The 15,095-nt window shown below is 72.5% G+C and carries 14 protein-coding genes; 4 read left to right on the top strand and 10 right to left on the bottom strand.

Features of this window, described 5'->3' with window-relative positions:
• Window positions 1-41: 41 nt before the first annotated feature.
• The 6 genes from ACF062_RS18680 to ACF062_RS18655 form a co-directional block, all read right to left on the bottom strand.
• A complete protein-coding gene (locus ACF062_RS18680) occupies window positions 42-1,832 on the bottom strand; it encodes a DUF4157 domain-containing protein (RefSeq protein WP_392139402.1) in 1,791 nt (596 codons plus the stop codon).
• A gap of 169 nt (window positions 1,833-2,001) precedes the next feature.
• Complete coding sequence (gene tpg / locus ACF062_RS18675) at window positions 2,002-2,559, bottom strand: telomere-protecting terminal protein Tpg (protein WP_392139400.1); 558 nt, start codon at window positions 2,557-2,559, stop codon at window positions 2,002-2,004.
• Window positions 2,560-2,562: 3 nt separating this feature from the next.
• Complete coding sequence (tap, locus tag ACF062_RS18670; protein ID WP_392139398.1) at window positions 2,563-4,698, bottom strand: telomere-associated protein Tap; 2,136 nt, start codon at window positions 4,696-4,698, stop codon at window positions 2,563-2,565.
• Window positions 4,699-4,798: 100 nt separating this feature from the next.
• The gene (locus ACF062_RS18665; protein ID WP_392139396.1) at window positions 4,799-6,439 is read right to left on the bottom strand and encodes an amidohydrolase; all 1,641 of its coding nucleotides are present in this window, start codon (window positions 6,437-6,439) and stop codon (window positions 4,799-4,801) included.
• Between the two features lie 97 nt (window positions 6,440-6,536).
• Window positions 6,537-8,009 (bottom strand): APC family permease, encoded by a 1,473-nt coding sequence (locus ACF062_RS18660; protein ID WP_392139394.1) that lies wholly within the window; start codon window positions 8,007-8,009, stop codon window positions 6,537-6,539.
• A gap of 684 nt (window positions 8,010-8,693) precedes the next feature.
• On the bottom strand, window positions 8,694-9,377 hold the full coding sequence (locus tag ACF062_RS18655; protein WP_392139392.1) for a transcriptional regulator: 684 nt from the start codon (window positions 9,375-9,377) through the stop codon (window positions 8,694-8,696).
• Between the two features lie 157 nt (window positions 9,378-9,534).
• On the opposite strand from ACF062_RS18655, the gene ACF062_RS18650 reads away from it, so the two are divergent.
• A complete protein-coding gene (locus tag ACF062_RS18650; protein ID WP_223772894.1) occupies window positions 9,535-9,990 on the top strand; it encodes a tellurite resistance TerB family protein in 456 nt (151 codons plus the stop codon).
• 35 nt (window positions 9,991-10,025) lie between these two features.
• On the opposite strand, the gene ACF062_RS18645 is transcribed toward ACF062_RS18650, so the two are convergent.
• Window positions 10,026-10,958, bottom strand: coding sequence for a M56 family metallopeptidase (locus ACF062_RS18645; RefSeq protein ID WP_392139390.1), 933 nt, complete (start codon window positions 10,956-10,958; stop codon window positions 10,026-10,028).
• A 22-nt stretch (window positions 10,959-10,980) separates the two neighbouring features.
• Window positions 10,981-11,388, bottom strand: coding sequence for a BlaI/MecI/CopY family transcriptional regulator (locus ACF062_RS18640; protein WP_223772895.1), 408 nt, complete (start codon window positions 11,386-11,388; stop codon window positions 10,981-10,983).
• A 165-nt stretch (window positions 11,389-11,553) separates the two neighbouring features.
• Between ACF062_RS18640 and ACF062_RS18635 the strand changes: the two genes are divergently transcribed.
• Both ACF062_RS18635 and ACF062_RS18630 read left to right on the top strand, forming a co-directional pair.
• Complete coding sequence (locus ACF062_RS18635) at window positions 11,554-12,129, top strand: TerD family protein (RefSeq protein ID WP_356571046.1); 576 nt, start codon at window positions 11,554-11,556, stop codon at window positions 12,127-12,129.
• A gap of 47 nt (window positions 12,130-12,176) precedes the next feature.
• Window positions 12,177-12,584 carry a CoA-binding protein gene (locus ACF062_RS18630; RefSeq protein ID WP_392139387.1) on the top strand — a complete coding sequence of 136 codons (408 nt, stop codon included), beginning with the start codon at window positions 12,177-12,179 and terminating at the stop codon, window positions 12,582-12,584.
• Window positions 12,585-12,783: 199 nt separating this feature from the next.
• Here the strand turns inward: ACF062_RS18630 and ACF062_RS18625 are convergent, their stop codons facing one another.
• Window positions 12,784-13,845 (bottom strand): PucR family transcriptional regulator, encoded by a 1,062-nt coding sequence (locus ACF062_RS18625; RefSeq protein WP_392139385.1) that lies wholly within the window; start codon window positions 13,843-13,845, stop codon window positions 12,784-12,786.
• Window positions 13,846-13,948: 103 nt separating this feature from the next.
• Here ACF062_RS18625 and ACF062_RS18620 point away from each other — a divergent pair, with 103 nt between their 5' ends.
• Window positions 13,949-14,389 carry a nitroreductase family deazaflavin-dependent oxidoreductase gene (locus ACF062_RS18620; protein ID WP_392139383.1) on the top strand — a complete coding sequence of 147 codons (441 nt, stop codon included), beginning with the start codon at window positions 13,949-13,951 and terminating at the stop codon, window positions 14,387-14,389.
• Window positions 14,390-14,409: 20 nt separating this feature from the next.
• Here the strand turns inward: ACF062_RS18620 and ACF062_RS18615 are convergent, their stop codons facing one another.
• Window positions 14,410-15,009, bottom strand: coding sequence for a CGNR zinc finger domain-containing protein (locus tag ACF062_RS18615; protein ID WP_392139381.1), 600 nt, complete (start codon window positions 15,007-15,009; stop codon window positions 14,410-14,412).
• Window positions 15,010-15,095 lie beyond the last annotated feature (86 nt).

Genomic DNA, 15,095 nt, shown 5'->3' with positions numbered 1-15,095 from the left:
GGCCATGACGGCGAGATGACCGCGGTGCGAGGTCCCCCCGGTCAGGACAGGACGATCTCCAGCCAGGGACTCATCATGGTTCCGGTCGCGCCGCGCGGCTGCTCCTGCAGCTCCGCCTGGGCGACTTGCAGGTTCTGGCCCGGTCCCTGCCAGAACGTGTACGGCCCGCCACCGCTCTCGGACGGGATCAGCGCCCAGTACTGGTAGTGCGTCAGAGTGAGGTAGACACGCTTGTTGATGTAGTCAAGCACCACCTTGACATTGTGCTCCCAGTCGCTGCCCGTGCCGGTGTACTCGGCGAAGCCGCGGGGGGCCGTGGCCGCGTTCTGGACCGAGGAGCCCGCGCCGGACTGCGAGTGAGCGGTGTAGTGGGCGTGCAGCGGCTGGGCATGCGCGGGGACGGCCGCGGGGTCGAACTGGTTGTCGGGGAGCCTGCCGTAGTCGTCCTGGTGCCAACTGCGCAGCGTGCCCGGCTGGTTGGGGCTCTTGTCGCGGACCGCCTTCTGGGCCTCGGTCCGCTCGTCGATCACCGGTTGCCGCTGTCCCGTGTCCGGTGTCTCCAACTGGTAGCGCACATCGAAGATGAGGTTGAGCAGCGGGCGCGGCAGCATCTCGACGGCCTGCCTCAGCGTGAGCCGCGTCAGCGGCAGGTTCGCCCCGCCCCGGGCATGGTTCTGGAGCCTCGGCTGCTCCTGCGGGGCGCCCGCGGCGACGACCGGGCCGAGTGCCCGGCCGGTCTTCTCCCTCATCGTGTCGTCGTTCCCCCAGTACGGCTCCGTCTGGCCGGAGAGGGACGTGTGGTAGTACCCGGTTTCCTCGGTGCTCGGCGCCGTCGCGTACCGGGTGGCGGCGTTCGGCACCGGAACCATGGCGCCCGGCCCCTCCGCGTGGTCCGGCGGGTTGTGGTCGGAGACGTAGGTCTCCTGGCTCTCCAGGAAGGTGTTCACCTCACTGACGAGTGCGGTGGTCAGCCGGAGGGCCTCCGGCATCCCGAGGGTGGTGCCCTTGAGCCCTCGCTTGATCTTGTTGAGTTTCGTCTGGAACTCGCTCTTGGGGCTGAGGTTCTGGGCGCGGCTCACCTCGTCCTGCACGGCGATCGCCAGATACCGCATGAGCTGGGCCACGGTGAAGGTCTCTTCGGTGGCGTCCACTCCCCGCATATACATGCCGGGAGTGACCTTGACGATCCGCTGCACGGCGGCCGGCCCACCGGCCCCCGCGCGCGCGGGGGAACCGGCGTCGTGCACCGCGGTCGCCTGCCCCGTCATGACGCGCCGCGCGGTGGCCTCGGCCTCCCGTTCGAACCGGTCGGCGGGGTCGGAGACCTTCAGACCGGTCCCGTTGTCGGTCCCGGCGACGGGGCCCCGGCGCTGCTGGATCACATGCACGAGCTCATGGGCCAGGGTGTGCCGGTCCGCGCCGCCGTCCCCGACGACGACGTGACTGCCCGAGGTGTACGCCCGCGCTCCCACCTCGGCCGCGGAGGACCGGGCCGCCGAGTCGCTGTGGATCCGTACGTCGGAGAAGTCGGCGCCGAGCCGGGCCTCCATGTCGGCACGGGTGGCCTCGTCCAGGGGACGTCCAGGGGCACGCAGCACGTCATGGACGGCTGACCGCTGCACCTCGGGCTGCTGGTGCCCACAGCCGGCACCGTGTTGGTGCTGCTCCGCGGACAGGTGCCCGGCCTGGCGCAGCATCTGCACCACGGCCTCGTTCCCGGCAGCCGCCTGGAGAGCCGTGAGGCTCCCCGGAGCCGCCCGTGGTCCGGCGGGCTGCTGGGACGCTCGGCTCGTATCGGCGGCGGTCGTCCGCGCCCTGTCACGGTCGTGCACGTGTTCCCCATCTGACGGCGGATCTCTTCTCTCCCTGGATACAGGGCGAGCGGTACCGGCACCAGAGGCGTCAGGGCAGCCCGAAGGGCCGAACGGCTGCCTCCCTGTGCCCTCGGAAACACCCCGGAGCACGGCCTGGCCCGAATACCGTGCTCGCCGCCACCCGTCCCTACAGCTCGATCTCGATCTCCTCCACGTCGGTGAACTCCACCATCAGGTCCCGCGCGCGGCGGCCGTCGTCGCGGAAGTACATCTGGCCCAGGCCCTGGGCGGCGATGTCCAGGAGCTGCTGTTCGGTGGCGCCTTGGTCGCGGGCGTCGAAGAGCTGCTGGGCCCACCGCGGTGGCAGGGCCTGGGTGATGTGCCGGATACGGGCGTCGTCGGTGGTGCCGGGGGCCGCGGTGAACCCGAAGCGCGCCCTGGTGGAGACGACGATGCCGTCAGTGGTCGCGGCCTGCTTCTTCGCCCTGGCTCTGACCTGCGGCTGCCATCGCTTCTTGACCTCGTGCTCCATGCGGGCGGCGAGCTCCTTGCGGGGCCGCTTGAGCTTTCCGACGACGTACCGCTCCACGGTCCGCTGGGTCACCCCGAGCGCCTGGGCGGCGGCCTTCGTACCCTTGAACTGCTTGACCAAATACTTCATCTGCGCCTGCGCGGACTTCGGGACCGGCCGGGTGAACGCGCTCTCCACCGCCCGGTCCAGGCTGTCCCCGAGCTTGTCCGGCATCGTCTACTCCCCGTCGTCGGCGGTCCTGCCGCCGTCCTTGATGATGCGGGCGATGTTCACCAGGCCGTGCTTCTCGTACTGCTCCTCGGCCCACAGGGTGGTCTGGGTGCCCTCGTGCTTGACCATCCCGGGGCTGACGCCGAGCCGGAAGCCGCCGGGCACCGGCTTGCCGTCCGGGGTGCGCGGCAGGAAGTCCAGCGGACTCGGCCCGGGCGAGGGGTAGACGACGCAGTCCGTGCCGATCGCGACCGGGTAGATGTCGGCGGCGGCCGCGACCTTCATCATCTTGCGGTGCATGTTGACGCGGGTCGTCGCCAGCACGGCGGCCCGGATGTCGGGGCGCCACTCCTTGCGCCCCAGGGCCGGCCACGGCTCGAACATCGGTGTGCCGCGCGGGCGTTCGCGCAGCTTGCCGATGCCGCCCTTCGCGGTCGCCTTGATGGCCTTCAGTACGAGCGCCATCTCCGGGTCGACGCTCTTGGAGGCGGCCATCGCCTCCAGGAACGCGTGCTCCTCCATGCCGGAGACCACGCCGAGGTCGGCCATCGTCTCCATGTAGGCGTCGCGCAGCCGCTGGTACCAGGCATCGAGGTAGCCGCCGTGCTCGTGGCGGACGTACGCCTCGACGGGCCGCACCTCGAAGCCGAGCTCCACCGCGTACGCCACCGTGGGCGTGGCGTACCAGGCCGGGCCCTCCGGGCGCTCTCCCCTGGCCGTGAACGGCGACGGCAGGCGCTCGTCCAGGGCGATGTGGGAGAGGTCGACCAGCCAGGACCCCGGCAACTTCGGGTCGAACACCGGGCGTCGGAGGTGGGTGGGTCCGCCGAGGCCGACGGTGAGCCGGTTCGCGGCGGCGGCGAACGCCATGTTGACGTCGATGCCGACGACGTACGGCTTCATGCACTCCGCGTCCGTCAGCGGCCGGCACCAGTCGTACGACTCCTCCATCAGCATCTCGGCGGGCGTGCGCTGATGGTGGCGCGGGAACTTGCCCTTGAGGACGGGGTGCCCGTCGGGGACCTCGCACTCCACCGGCTCGTACACGGCTGTCAGCGCGCCCGGCGCGGGGGCGCTGTGCCACTCCCCCGTCCTCTCGTCCCTCACGGCCCTGGTCGGCGGGTGCAGCGCCACCATCAGCTCAAGGCCCGTGACGGCGGTGGTGCCGCGCGGTGTCATCACGCGTGTCGCGTACGTACCGAGGAACCTGGCCAGGTCGGCCGCGCTCATCGTGGGCAGCAGCGGAGCCTCGCGGTCGTCCCATTCGCGGACGTCCAGGGCGTTCCAGGCCGGGACGCACAGCTGGACGCAGTTGCGCTTCGCCCCTTCGGCCGGGCGGAAGATCCTCGCCCACGGACCGAATCCGCGCTGGGTGAGCTGCCACTCGGCACGCTCCAGCTGCTTGAGGACCGCGTGCCCGGCCGGGAGACGGCCGGCCCTCCGCTCCTCCTCCGACAAGGCGGCGGGCAGGCCGTAGCGCTCCAGCGCGGACGGCATCAGGACCAGGACCGGGTCGGCGTCCTTGCCGTTGCGGTGCAGCCGCGGCTGCCCGAGGCGCGCCTCCTTCAACGTCCACTCGACGAGGGCCGGGATGGACTTGGCGGGTACGTCCAGGACAAGGCCGCCGACGCAGTACGCCGAGACGTGGCCGTCCTGGTCGCAGTCGATGACGGCGAGCGGGCCGTTCTCGAAGCGGGGGTCGACGGCGGCCGCCCCGGTCTTCTTCGAGGCTGTCTTCGCGAGGGTCTTCTTCGCAGGAGCGCGTCGCGGCGCCGCAGCCGGCCCGGTGGTGTCGCTCGCCGCCGCGGAGCGGGAAGCCGGTACGACCGAGGGTGCCGGAAGCGGTTCCGGGGGCGCGGGGGCCGCGGCGGGCTCGTCGGCGGCAGGTGCCGGGAAGCGGGCCGCGAGGCCCTCCAACAACCGTGCGTAGGCGGCCCGCTTCGGCGGCCGCGGCTCGGTCCTGCCGCTCTCCCAGTTCCCCACCGCCTCGCGACGCGCGTCCAGCGCCTGGGCGACCTGCGCCTGGCTCAGCCCCGCCGCCTCGCGCAGTCGCTTGCGTTCCGCGGGGGGTGGCAGCTCGTCCTGCGCGACTTGCTCCAGCAGCGCGTCGACGGCGCCGAAGAGATCGTTCTCAGTGGACACAGAGGTCACCTCCACGAGCCACCCTATAGTCATCGCTCATCGGATCCGGCACCGAACCGCGCCTCAAACCGCTCGCCGATCACTCAGATGCGCGCCGGTATCACCCCACCGGGTCGGCCCCCGCCCTGTACGTGGGCCGGCCGCCCAACCACGTGCCCCGTACGCGCGCGTGGCGGATCGCCATCGGATCGACCGCGCGGGGGTCGGCGGAGAGCAGGACCAGGTCCGCGGGAGCGCCCGGCGCCACGTGCAACCGGTCGTCGGCACCCGCCTGGTGGGCCACTCCGGAGGTGGCCGCCGTCAGTGCCTGTTCGACGGTGAGCCGCTGGTGGGGGATCCAGCCCTCTTCCGGCTCACCCGTGAACGTACGCCTGGTGACGGCGACTTGGATGCCCTCCAGGGGGATGTGGGAACTGACCGGCCAGTCGCTGCCGAAGGAGAGGCGCACGCCGTCCCGTGCCAGCTCGCCCATGGGGTACTGCAAGCCCGCCCGGTGTGCGCCGATCCGCGGAATGGACAGCTCGGTCTGGAGCGGGTCCGGCTGGGCCCACAGGGGCTCGAAGTTGGCGATGACGCCCAGCGCGGCGAAGCGGGGCAGGTCGGCGGGGTCGACCAGTTGGACGTGCGTGATCACCGGGCGCCGATCCCACGCGGGGTTGCCGACGACCGCGGACTCGATGGCGTCGAGCGCCGCCCGTACGCCCGCGTCGCCGATCGCGTGGATGTGGGTCCGGAAGCCCGCGGCGTCGAAGGCGCGCACGGCCTCGGCGAGCGCCTGCGGCTCCCACACGGGCATGCCGCAGCTGTGCGGCGCGTCCAGGTACGGGGCGAGCATGGCGGCCGTACCGCCTTCGATGACACCGTCACTGAAGAACTTCACCGTCCGCGCGGACAGCAGGTCCCCGCCCTCCGCGGACACACGCGCGCGTGCCTCGGCGAACGGCTTGAGCTGCGCGCGCCACCGGTCGGGGTCGGCGCGCTGGGCGAGGTCGGCGCGGACGGCCAGGGCGTCGCGCCGGGCGGCGGCGAGGTACGCGTCCACCATCTCCGGTTCCACCCAGGCGTCCTGGACCCAGGTGATGCCCGCGCGCGCGTACGCGTGGCCGGCGCGGCGCAGCGCCTCGACGAGTTCGTCCACCGAGCGCGAGGGGACCTGGTCGAGCACGAGATCGCAGGCATGCCATTCGCGCAGCGTGCCGAGGGGCGAGCCGTCGGGACGGCGCACGATCCAGCCGAGGCGGGGTTCCGGGGTCGTCTCCGTCACGCCGGCCCTGTGCAGGGCCTCGGTGTTGCACCAAACGGTGTGGTAGTCGTAAGCGCGCAGGACGACGGGCCGGTCGGGCACCGCGGCGTCCAGCCAGCGCGCGTCGAACTCCCCCTCGGGGGCGAGCGCGGGGTCGTAGGAGGCGCCGACGATCCACTCCGCCTCCGGGTGCGCGTCCGCCCACCGTCCGACCTCGGAGACGATCGCGTCGACGGATTCCAGCTCCTTGATCTGCGGCCCGAAGCTCTCCAGGCCGCCGAAGAGGGGGTGGGCGTGGCCGTCTCCGAAGGCGGCCATCAGCAGGCCGTCCCCGATGTCGACGACCTCGTCCGCCGTGGCGGCGAGGCTTCGGGCCTCGTCGCCGATCGCGAGGATCCGGCCGTCGCGCACGGCGAGTGCCGTGGTGTCCGCCCGGGGGTCGCTCCCGGTGCGGATCGTGCCGAGGAAGACCAGGGTCGTCGTCGCCATCATGGCCATGCTGTCGCCTTCTCCTTCTCGCGTGCGCTTCATCGTGGGTGTTCGCCAGGACGCCGCGCCGCGTGGCGGGGCTGCGCGGTGTCGGCGCGCCGGGGTCTCAGACGCGCTCGGCGTCCACGGTCGTCAGCCGCTCGTACGCCGCCGGATCCTGCCCCTTGACCCGCAGCGCCAGTCCCATGCCCGCCCCGAACAGCACCGGCAGCGGCAGGATCAGGGCGGCGTTCACGCCCGCCGAAGCTCCGGTGAGGAGATCGAGGTGGACGCAGACCAGGACGATCATGACCGCGAGTCCCCCGCAGGCGAGCACAGGCGCGGCGACGACCCGCCAGGCCGGCATGGCGCGCCGGTCGCGGCGGAAGAAGCCGTACACGGCGAGCGCGGCGAGCGCCTGCATGAGCATCACGCCGAGGATGCCGGAGCCGCTGCTCCACAGGAACGTGACGCTGTAGGGATCGGCGCCGCTGATCACCGTCACGACGATCACGGCGAGCGCGATGGCCGACTGGGCGACGACCGCGGCGGCGGGCGCTCGCGTCCTCGCGGAGACGGTGCCGAGGCGGGCCGGCAACAGGCCCTCCCGGCCGAGCGCGTAGAAGTAGCGGGCCGCGCCGTTGTGGAAGGCCAGCGTGGCGGCGAAGGCGCTGGTGATGATCAGCACGTGCATGCAGTCGGCTGCCCACGCCCCGGTGAAACGTTCGGTGGCGGCGAACACCATGTCGGCGCCGCCCTGCCCGTTCGCGACCTCCTGGGCGCGTCCGCCGCCGTACGCGTTGCTGATCATCCAGACGGTGAAGGTGTAGAAGAGCGCGAGGAACGCCACGGCTACGCAGGTGGCGCGCGGCACGGTCCGCTCGGGTCGGCGGGCCTCTTCCGCGTAGATCGCGGTCGCCTCGAAGCCGACGAAGGCACCGATGGCGAGGACGAACATGCCGCCGACCCCCGACTCGCCGAGATGGGCGGGCGAGAGCGCGCCGAGGTCGAGGCCCTCGGGGCCGCCGCCATGCGCGAGGACGCCCGCCTCGAAGGCGAGCAGCACCAGGACCTCCAGGACCAGGGCGACGCCGAGGACCTTGGCGCTCAGGGTGACCTTGAGATAGCCGAGCACCCCGATGGCGGCCAGGCCGGCCGACGCCCAGAGCCACCAGGGCACGTGAGCCCCGGTCAGGCCCTGGAAGCCGGACTCCGTGAACCACCCGAAGGCCGTGAGCAGGCCGACCTCGATCGCGTTGTACGAGAAGAGCGCGACGTACGCGGCGCCCGCTCCCGCGGGGCGGCCGAGGCCTCTGCCGATGTAGGCGTAGAAGGCGCCGGCGTTGCGCACGAACCGGCTCATCGCGGTGAAGCCCGCCGCGAAGACGACGAGCAGCAACCCCGAGAGCAGGTAGCCGAGCGGGGCCGCCCGGCCCGCCATGCCGATGGCCAGCGGGGCGACGCCCGCCATGACCGTCAGTGGCGCGGCCGCGGCCACGACGAAGAAGACCAGGTCTCCGGTGCCCACGGCGCCGTCGCTGAGGCCGTGGGAGGGGGGAGCGGGACGTGGGGGCGGTACGGAGGAAGGGGGTGCGGTCACGCGCGTACTCCCGAGGTCACAGACGCCGACGGGCCCGAGACGCGATCGCCGAGCAGGCAGGCCGCAGGCCGAAATCGCGGAAAACCAAACCCTCTGGTCCGAGCTGGCAGGACCGTACTCTGCGGGAGAAGCGTCTGGGAAGAGGGCCCTGGAGAGGGCATGAGGAGAGGTCGCGAGGGGGTGGGCCGGGGGCGCGGGGGCCTTCAGCCTGCCGCGACTCGCCGGGCGGCTCGGCGCGAGGACCGCCTCGCCGTACGCCTTCGAGGAGATCGACGTCTCCGCGTTCGCCGTGCTGTCCTCGCCCGACGCCCTCGCCGCGTGGGCGCGTTCGTACCGCGACGCGTTCGCCTCGTACATCGCGAGGGTGGCCGGGGATCGGTGGTGGAGGCGCTCGGCGGTCGGCCGGCCGAGCGCCTGGTGGTGGTCACGAGCGTCGAGTCCTTCCTCCTCGGCTCCGCGCTCGACCTCGCCGGTCTCCCGCTGACGGTCGCCCCCTCGGGTCACGCGCCCCGCGGGTGCCGGTCCTCGCCGCGGCCGTGCGCGCCGCGCACCACGGCAGCAAGGCGGCGCGCGCGGAGCAGGCCTTCGCCTCGGGGCTCGACGCGCTGGTGCGGGGCCTTGTCGCGCAGTTGAACGAACTGCGGGCTCGGCCGGCCGGTGCCTTGCCCCGCACCGCCACCCCCCTCACCCACCCCGCGCCGCCTCGTCCCCGCTCGCCAATGTCTGCCAGAACATCTCCTCGTAGCGCTGCACCAGCCGTCCATAGCGCAGGTGAGCGGCCGTGACCCGGCCCCGGTCGAGGCCCGCCTGCACCGCGGCGAGCGCCTGCCGGTCCAGGTCGGGGGCGGGCTCGGCGAAGAGTTCGAAGAACCCGCGGGCCTCGTCGCCGAAGCCGTAGCGGTCGCGCAGCGCCTCGGCGATCGTGGCGCAACATTGGCCCCAGGAGGCGAAGTTGGCGGTGAGCGCGAGGACGACGTCGGCCGGTTCGCCGTTCAGTGCGAGCCAGGCCGCGTAGGCCGGGTAGGCCTGACAGCCGGCCTGCGGCTCGTACGCCGCCGCCTCGTCCCGGCTCACCCCGCAGGCGGCGAGCAGCGGGACGAGGCGTTCCCGCGCGAGCGCCTCGCCGTCGGCCAAGGCGTCGAAGAAGGCGGCGGACTCCGGGTCCTTGGCCTCCTCCGCCCGCCGGGCCAGGTGCTGGAAGGAGCGCCGGTCGGCGGGAATCACGTGGCGCTGCTCCAGGGCGAGAACCGCGAGGGTGCGGAGCGCGGCCGTGCCGTCCGCGATGCGCGGGACGAGCGGGTTCGCCTCGGGGTCCAGAGCGAGCCGGGCGGCCGTGCTCCGCAGGAGTTCATGTGCCGTCGGCGTCATCGCGCGCACCTTCCGCTGGGCGGGAACTTCTCGGTCCGACTGCTAGTTTCTACTCTGTTGTAGAAATTGGCGAGGCCACGGACGCGCGCAAGGCGTCCGGGACCCGCGCCGACACCCTGGTACACCCGATACATCGATACGTTTATGGAGTCCTGAAATGGCCCTGTGGGACCGCGTCAAGGAATCGGCATCGACGATGCAGACCCAGCTGATGGCGAAGAAGAACGACCTCAAGAGCGGTGCCTTCCGCGACGCGAGCATGGCGATGTGCGCCCTGGTGGCGGCCGCCGACGGCACCGTGGACCCGGCCGAGCGGCAGCGCGTGGCCCAGCTCATCGGCACGAACGAGGTGTTGCAGAACTTCCCGGCGGACGACCTGCGCAGCCGCTTCGACGCCTACGTGGACAAGCTGACCGCCGATTTCGCGTTCGGCAAGGTGAGCGTCCTCCAGGAGGTCGCCAAGGCGAAGAAGAAGCCGGCGGAGGCCCGCGCGGTCATCCAGATCGGCATCGTCATCGGCGGCGCCGACGGCGACTTCGACAAGGACGAGCAGGCCGTGGTCCGCGAGGCATGCTTCGCGCTCGACCTGCCGCCGCACGAGTTCGACCTCTAGCCCGAGGCGGGGGCGGCCCGGAGCCGCGCGGCAGCTCAGAGTGGCGTCGCCGCGCGCAGGATGAGGACCATCGTGACCGCGGAGTTCGCCGACGACATCGCCGAGACCACGGTGCCGAACGCCGCGCACCACAGGGCCAGCCCCACCGCCGTGAACAGGGAGGGCCGGGTGCGGGCCGCGGGCGCCGGGGCGAGCAGCGCGGCGACGCGGCGCGGCACCGGTCCCGGCGCGGCGAGCCCCGCGAAGGTCGGCGCGGGGACGCCCCGCGAGACCAGGGCCGCCTTGCCGATCGCGCGGGCGACGACCCGGCGGTCCCGCACGGCCCGCGCCGCCGCCTCGTCGGCCCACCGCTCCGCCGTGAAGGCGACGGAGGTGCGCAGCGGCCGCAGGAACGGATTGGCGCGGGCCGCCAACTGCGTGACCAGCAGATGCCGGTGGTGCCGCGCTGCCAGATGGGCCCGCTCGTGGGCGAACAGCGCGCGGCGCTCCGGCGCCGCGAGCCGGTCCAGCATGCCGGTGGTGACCACGACCCGGCCGCCGCCCCGCATGGGCAGGGCGTAGGCGTACGACGCCTCGTCGCGGAGCACGGCGACGGACGTGCCGGGCAGCTTCGCGAGGGCGCGGCGGCCCCGGTGGCGTACGCGCGCGTGCCGCCAGAGGGTGCGCGCGGCCGCGGCGCACACGGCGAGCAGCGCGGGGATCGCGGCCTTCCCGGCGACCTCGTCGTAAGGGACGGCGGCCCGCACCTCGGGGTCGGACCAGCCGTCCGGCAGGGGATTTCCCGGCAGTTGGGCGGTCCCGACGACCATGAGGAGCGCCAGGCAGAGCGTGCTGCACACAGCCATCACGCCGGCGACGGCGGTGAGCACGCGCGTGGCGGTACGCGGGTGGAGGTGCTGCTCGGCGAGGCGGGCCACGGGCCAGGCGGTCAGCGGCAACACGAGGGGCAGGAAGACGAAGACGCCCATCAGGCAGGAGCTCCCATCGGCGTCAGTCGTCCGACTCGGCGCCCGCCCGCCCGAGCAGCTCGCGCAGGAGCTGCTCGTCGTCGGGCGTCAGCGTCGTGACGAAGCTGGCGAGGACGGCCTCGCGGTCGCTCTCGCCGTCGAGCACCTTGCGCATGCGGAACGCCGCGAGCCCCGCTTCGTCGGAGGCAGGGGTCCACGCGAAGGACCGGCCCGCGCGCTCCCGGGTCACCACGTCCTTGGCGAGGAGGCGGGTCAGGATCGTCATCACGGTCGTGTACGCGAGGTCGCCGCCGATCCGCTCCTGCACCCAGGCGGCGCTGACCGGGCCGCGCGCGGTGTGCAGCGCGGCGAGAACCTGCTGCTCCAGTTCGCCCTGCGCGCGGCGGCGCAGCCGTGGCCGGCGCTCCTCGCGGTCGTCGTGCTGCTCCATCCCCGGGCTCCCTCCAGCCTCCTGGTGCTCCGCGGCGGCCGGGAGCGCCACATCGTAACGGGCCCGACCCGCCCCACCCTCTTCTACATTCCTGTAGATTTTACGGAACCGGCACCCGGTACCCGGCACCCGGCACACCGAGAACTCGAACATCAGGAGGACATCGTGGGAGTTTCCCTGGCCAAGGGCGGCAATGTCTCGCTCAGCAAGGAGGCCCCGGGCCTCACCGCCGTGCTGGTCGGCCTGGGCTGGGATGTGCGCACCACGACCGGCACGGACCACGACCTGGACGCCAGCGCGCTGCTCTGTGACGACTCCGGGAAGGTCGTCTCCGACCAGCACTTCGTCTTCTACAACAACCTCACGAGCCCGGACGGTTCGGTCGAGCACACCGGCGACAACCTCACCGGTGAGGGCGAGGGCGACGACGAGGCCGTGAAGGTGGACCTCGCGCGGGTGCCCGCCGAGATCAAGAAGATCGTCTTCCCGGTGTCGATCCACGACGCGGAGAACCGCGGCCAGAGCTTCGGCCAGGTCCGCAACGCCTTCATCCGCGTCGTGAACCAGGCGGACGGCGTAGAGCTCGCGCGCTACGACCTCTCCGAGGACGCGTCGACGGAGACCGCCATGGTCTTCGGCGAGCTCTACCGCCATGGCGCGGAGTGGAAATTCCGCGCGGTCGGCCAGGGTTATGCCAGTGGACTGCGGGGCATCGCGTCGGACTTCGGCGTGAACGTCTGACCGAAGTCCCTGACGGCATCCGGCCGCGACTTCTGAGGAGGCAGGTCATGTACGGCGACCAGGAGACGGTGCGCAAGATCCTGACGGAGCTGGGCGACACCTGGGCCGTCGTGGGCCTGTCCGCCAACCGCGACCGGGCGGCGTACGGCGTCGCGGCCGTCCTCCAGCGCTTCGGCAAGCGCGTCGTGCCGATCCACCCCAAGGCCGAGACGGTCCACGGCGAGCAGGGCTATCCGTCCCTGTCCGCCGTGCCGTTCAAGGTCGATGTGGTCGACGTGTTCGTCAACAGCGGCCTGGCGGGCCAGGTCGCCGACGAGGCCGTGGCGGCCGGGGCCGCCGCGGTCTGGTTCCAGCTCGGCGTGATCGACGAGGCGGCGTACGGGCGCACGCGCGCGGCGGGCCTGGACATGGTCATGGACCGCTGCCCGGCCATCGAGATTCCGCGGCTCGGCTAGGGCCTGTCTGACAATTCCCGTCGTCGCCCGGAGGGCGGCCTCGCGGCGTCAGGTGCGTGCTCTCGGCGTGCCGGGCGTAGGGCCTCGTACTGGATGTACTTGGCTCTGCGCCCGGTGCGGCGAGAGTGCGTGCATGGCGTCGCGAGGCAGGCGGGAATTGTCAGACAGGCCCTAGGAGCCGGGCCCACGCGGCCGGGGTTCAGAACGGCTTCGCGGGCCAGTCGAGCAGGCGCGCGCCGATCACCGCCGTCTGAAGCGTGTAACGGTGCACGGGGTCCGTCGGGTTGGCGCCCGTGAGCCGGTGGATGCGTGCCAGACGGTAGGTCAGCGCGCGCACGCTCAGCGCCAGCCGGCGGGCGGCCTCCGTCGCGACGCAGCCCGAGTCGAAGTAGGCGGCCAGCGTGTCGATGAGCGGCTGCGCGCCGCCCCGGGCCTCGCACAGCGGGCCGAGGGTGTTCACCACCAGGTCGGCCATGGCCTGCCGGTCGCGGGTCAGGACGGGATAGACGAGCAGGTCGGCGGCGCGCAGTACGGGCTCGTCGATCTCCAGGCGCGCGGCGAGGTCCAGGGCGTTCAGCGCTTCCTCGTACGACTGGACGACGCCGCCGGGGCCCGGCTGCGGGCGGCCGATGGCGACGCGTCCGCCGTCGGTGGCGGCGTACGCCTGCTTGGCGAAGAACGTCAGGACCTCGTCCTGGTCACCGGGGGCGACGCACACCAGGCGGCCGTCCTTGGTGGTCAGCAGGATGCTGCGGTCGCCGAACCGGCCGATCAGGGCGCGCTCGACCTCGCGGGGCACGGGGTGCCCTTCCTCGTAGCCGCTCGGGCCCTCCGCGACGGCGACCGCGTGCTCGTAGGACAGGCGCAGCCCGAAGCGTTCCGCGCGCTCGGCGAGCAGGCCGAGGTCACTGCGGCCGTAGAGCAGGTCGTCGATGAACTCCCGCCGGACGGCCTCCTCTTGGCGGACGGCGAGCCGCTGGGCGCGTTCGTACCCTTCGGCGAAGGCGTCCACGGCCTGTTCGGCGGCGGCCAGCACGCTGTCGGCGGAGACCGTCCGCGAGGCGGGCCAGTGGGCGCGGGTGGCCGCGAGGTGTGCGCCGACCAGGGACCGCAGACCGTGCCCCGCGTCCGCCGCGCGCTCGCCGAGCGCGCGCCGCGAGTCCAACTCCTCGCGGGTCAGCCGCCGCCCCGTCGACGAGGCGGCGGCGAGGATGCGGGCATAGCCGTCGAGATACTCCTCCGGTATGTCCTGCTCAGCCATGCCTGCCCCTGTCACCTTGATGAATCGTTGATGCCTTTCTAACGCATGACGGGGAAGCCGAGGGACACGGAACAATCCGCGCCCGCGCGTGGTTGGGTACGGCATGCCTCTGACTGGAGATTACGAACCCGGTACGTGGGACTGGGCGAGCAAGCAGGCCGAGCTGTACGAGAGCTCCGGCGGCACCGAGGGCACGACGTTGATGGGCAAGCCCGTCATCGTGCTCACGTCGCTCGGCGCCAAGAGCGGAAAGCTGCGCAAGAACCCCCTGATGCGCGTCGAACACGAAGGGGAGTACGCGGTGGTGGCCTCCAAGGGAGGTGATCCCGCGAACCCGTCCTGGTACCACAACCTCGTGGCGCATCCGCACGTGGAGTTGCAGGACGGTCCGGTGAAGAAGGACTATCGCGCGCGGGTCGTCACCGGCGCGGAGCGGCAGCTCTGGTGGGAGCGGGCGGTCGCGGTGTGGCCGGACTACGGCGACTACCAGAAGAAGACGACCCGTGAGATCCCGCTCTTCGTCCTGACGCCCATCGAAGCCTGACGCTACCGCGAGCCGTCGCGTCAGGCTTCTTCCTGTTCGCGGCGGCGCGCGCGGTACGCCCGGAGGTTCGCCGCGTTCCCGCAGGTCTTCACGTCGTGCCAGACGCCGCTGTTGTTGCGGGAGCGGTCGTAGAAGGCGACCCGGCAGAGCGGGTTGCGGCAGGTCTTGAGACGGCGGGCGGTGTCCGCGCGCTGCCCTTCGTACACCGCGGAGAGGGTCAGCGCCACGAGGTGGCGCCAGCCGGTGCCGTGCGGCTCCAGGCGTACGACGCCGTCCTCCCCGAGCCGCAGCGCGGCTTCCCCGGAGTACGGCGCGACCGGCCCGGGAGCCTCCGTGTCACCCTTCCCCTCCGGTGCGGCGAGCCCGTCGAGCGCCTCGCGGAACGATCGCAGTTCACGCAGGCCCTTGGCGTCGAGGGTGACGCGCGGCGCGGGCTGCCCGGTCGCCGTCGCCCACTCGGCGACCGCCTCGTCCGCCCAGGCCCGCGCCTCCGGCAGTCCGTCGAGCAGGTCGGGCCAGGGGGGCGAGCCGGCGGAGACGGTGTTGAGCAGGTCCTGGACGAGTCCGAGGCCTCCGGGAGCGGGCTCCAGGCGGTACCGGGCGGTCGCGGACCAGGTCATGGTGGATCACTCTCCGGGGATCGAGGGGGACGCCGCCCACTCTTTCACGCGGGGCCGCGCCCCCTCTCACGCCAGGGGCCTCACAC

The organism is Streptomyces sp. NPDC015345, from assembly GCF_043078805.1.
GTDB lineage: Bacteria > Actinomycetota > Actinomycetes > Streptomycetales > Streptomycetaceae > Streptomyces.
Note: the sequence above shows the minus strand (reverse complement) of the source record. Positions and strands in the feature narration are given on the sequence as shown.

Coding starts and splice junctions, on each gene's coding strand:
- tpg (WP_392139400.1), bottom strand. CDS start 2,559: ATGCCGGACAAGCTCGGGGACAGCCTGGACCGGGCGGTGGAGAGCGCG.
- ACF062_RS18665 (WP_392139396.1), bottom strand. CDS start 6,439: ATGGCCATGATGGCGACGACGACCCTGGTCTTCCTCGGCACGATCCGC.
- ACF062_RS18655 (WP_392139392.1), bottom strand. CDS start 9,377: ATGACGCCGACGGCACATGAACTCCTGCGGAGCACGGCCGCCCGGCTC.
- ACF062_RS18650 (WP_223772894.1), top strand. CDS start 9,535: ATGGCCCTGTGGGACCGCGTCAAGGAATCGGCATCGACGATGCAGACC.
- ACF062_RS18645 (WP_392139390.1), bottom strand. CDS start 10,958: ATGGGCGTCTTCGTCTTCCTGCCCCTCGTGTTGCCGCTGACCGCCTGG.
- ACF062_RS18640 (WP_223772895.1), bottom strand. CDS start 11,388: ATGGAGCAGCACGACGACCGCGAGGAGCGCCGGCCACGGCTGCGCCGC.
- ACF062_RS18630 (WP_392139387.1), top strand. CDS start 12,177: ATGTACGGCGACCAGGAGACGGTGCGCAAGATCCTGACGGAGCTGGGC.
- ACF062_RS18625 (WP_392139385.1), bottom strand. CDS start 13,845: ATGGCTGAGCAGGACATACCGGAGGAGTATCTCGACGGCTATGCCCGC.
- ACF062_RS18620 (WP_392139383.1), top strand. CDS start 13,949: ATGCCTCTGACTGGAGATTACGAACCCGGTACGTGGGACTGGGCGAGC.
- ACF062_RS18615 (WP_392139381.1), bottom strand. CDS start 15,009: ATGACCTGGTCCGCGACCGCCCGGTACCGCCTGGAGCCCGCTCCCGGA.